The sequence below is a fragment of the Promicromonospora kroppenstedtii DSM 19349 genome, from assembly GCF_000515355.1.
GTDB classification, from domain to species: domain Bacteria; phylum Actinomycetota; class Actinomycetes; order Actinomycetales; family Cellulomonadaceae; genus Promicromonospora; species Promicromonospora kroppenstedtii.
On the sequence record NZ_KI911693.1, the window covers coordinates 68,779 to 71,189 of the forward strand.

3 protein-coding genes are annotated in these 2,411 nt (G+C 75.5%); all 3 read right to left on the minus strand.

Features of this window, described 5'->3' with window-relative positions:
- Positions 1–128: PglD-related sugar-binding protein (locus tag PROKR_RS38200; RefSeq protein WP_036964984.1), on the minus strand; the 128-nt coding region annotated here is incomplete at its 3' end.
- Position 129: 1 nt separating this feature from the next.
- Entirely contained in the window at positions 130–1,284 is a 1,155-nt protein-coding gene (locus PROKR_RS17165; protein WP_036964986.1) for a DegT/DnrJ/EryC1/StrS family aminotransferase, read from the minus strand.
- Positions 1,281–2,333: a dTDP-glucose 4,6-dehydratase gene (locus PROKR_RS17170; RefSeq protein WP_036964987.1), complete on the minus strand. Its 1,053-nt coding sequence runs from the start codon at positions 2,331–2,333 to the stop codon at positions 1,281–1,283. The genes PROKR_RS17165 and PROKR_RS17170 overlap by 4 nt, the downstream gene beginning before the upstream one ends.
- Between the last annotated feature and the right edge of the window lie 78 nt (positions 2,334–2,411).

The following is a 2,411-nucleotide window of genomic DNA, read 5'->3' on the forward strand; positions in this document are numbered from 1 at the left end:
AGGTCGGCGTGGCGGTCGTCGAGGACGCCGAGCACGTCGTGCCCGGCCTCGGCGGCCACGGGAAGCACCTCGCGGGCCAGCCCGCTCGCCCCGACCAGCAGCAGCGGCCCGCCCCAGCTCGCCGCCACGTCACTGCCCCCCGTACCCGCGGAGCACCTGGACCACGCGGCCGAGGTCGGCGTCCGCCATCTGGTGGAACAAGGGCAGGATCAGCGTGCTGTCCGTGAGCCGCTCCGTCACGGGCAGCGGCACGTGGGTCCGCGCGGCGTGCGCGGGCTGCCGGTGCGCGGCCATGATGCCGCGCCGCGCGGAGATGCTCGCGGCGGCCAGGGCCCGGAGCAGCCCCTCCCGGTCGAGCCGGTATCCCGGCAGCACCTCCACCCACAGCGACTGCACGTTGCCGGTGCCGTAGGGCGGGTCCTCGACCAGGCGCAGGCCCGCCACGTCCGCGAGCTCCGCACGGTAGCGGGCGGCGAGCTCCCGCCGCCGGGCCACGATGGCCGGCAGCCGGCCGAGCTGCACCAGGCCGACGGCGGCCTGGAGGTCCGTCATCCGGAAGTTGAACCCGACCTCGTCGTACTCCTCCGGCGGCGACACGAGCGAGGCGTGCCGGTCCGCCGCCGAGACGCTCATGGCGTGCTCGCGCAGGCGGCGGGCGCGGGTGGCCCACTCCGGGCGGCTGGTGGTGATCATGCCGCCCTCGCCGGTGGTGAGGATCTTGCGCGGGTGGAACGACCACGCGACGATCTCGGCGCCCGCCCCGACGGGGCGGTCGCGGTAGGTCGAGCCCGCGCCGCAGGCGGCGTCCTCGATCACCACGACGCCCAGCGGGTCGCACACCTCGCGGATCGCGGCCAGGTCGACCGGCACGCCGGCCTGGTCCACCGCGATGACCGCGCGGGTCGCGGGGGTGAGCGCCGCGGCCACCGTCTCGGCCGTCACGTTGCCGGTGGCGGCGTCCACGTCCGCGAACACGGGGCGCGCACCCACGTACGTGGGCGCGTTCGCCGTGGCGACGAACGAGAAGGACGGCACGACGACGTCGTCCCCGGCGCCGACGCCCGCCACGACCAGCGCGAGGTGCAGCGCCGTCGTGCAGCTCGACGTCGCCACCGCGGCGCGGGCGCCCATCGCCTCGGCGAAGGCCGCCTCGAACGCGGCGACGCGCGGGCCCTGGGCCACCCAGCCCGACTCGATCACCTCGGTGACCGCGGCGACCTCCTCGGCGCCGAGCCACGGCTTCATGACGTCGACCCGCTGCAGGCCCTCCTCGACGGCGGTCACGAGGTCACCCCCGCGGGGGCGGGCTCGGGCGCGACCCAGTTGCGGTCCTCGATGCGGCTCAGCATCTCCTCCGGGCTCTCGGGCCGGGTACGGAACCAGTCGACCAGGTCGGCGACGCCCTGCTCGAAGCCCGTGCGCGGCGCGAACCCGGTCAGCTCGCGCACCAGGGTGTTGTCCACCAGCAGGCGGCGCACGTCGCCCGGACGTGCCTCCAGCCGCACCGGCTCGAGGTCGGGCCGACCGGCGAGCCGGGCGACCGTCTCCACGAGCTCGTTGATCGTCACCTCGGCGCCCGAGCCCACGTTGACCGTGCGGCCGATCGCGGCGTCGCACTCCGCGATCTCCGCCAGGGCCCGCGCGGTGTCGCTGACGTGCAGGAAGTCGCGTGTCTGCTCGCCGTCGCCGTAGACGAACCCGGGCAGGCCGCACAGGGCGCGCACGATGGTGCGCGGCAGCACCTCGCCGCTGTCGCCCTCGAAGTGGCTCCGCGGGCCGAACGTGTTGAACGGCCGGACCACGACCACCGGCATGCCGTGCGTGCGGTACGCGGCGCGCGCGTACGCCTCCCCGGCCAGCTTGGACCCGCCGTAGACCGTCTCCGGCCAGGTCGGGTGCTCCTCGTTCATCGGCGCGTACTGCGCGGTGCCGAACACCTCGCTGGAGCTGACGTGCACGAACCGCCGTACGCCCGCCGCGCGCGCCCGTTCGAGCAGCTCCAGCGTGGCGGTCGCGTTGACCTCGTGGTTCTCGCGCGGGTCGTGCAGGCTGTGCCGCACCCCCAGGCAGGCCAGGTGGAAGACGACGTCCGCGTCGTCGACCAGCGCGAGCGCACCCTCGCTGCGGATGTCGTCGGCGACGAGGCGCATGGTGGCGTCGTCGGCCGCGGCGTCGGCGATGTGGTGCGCGATGTTCTCGCGCCGTCCGTTGACGAGGTTGTCCACGACGGTGACCGACGCCGCGCCCCGGCGGACCAGCTCGTCCACCAGGTGGCTGCCGATGAACCCCGCGCCGCCCGTGACCAGGACGCGCGCCCCGTTCAGCCCGCTCATGCCGCACCGTTCCCGGCCGGCTCGCCCGCGAGCACCGGCGTGCGTGCGCCGGTCCCGACGGGGGAGACGTCGCCGCCC

Excerpts from the sequence above, each read along its gene's own strand:
- PROKR_RS17170 (WP_036964987.1), bottom strand. The coding sequence starts at position 2,333 with ATGAGCGGGCTGAACGGGGCGCGCGTCCTGGTCACGGGCGGCGCGGGG.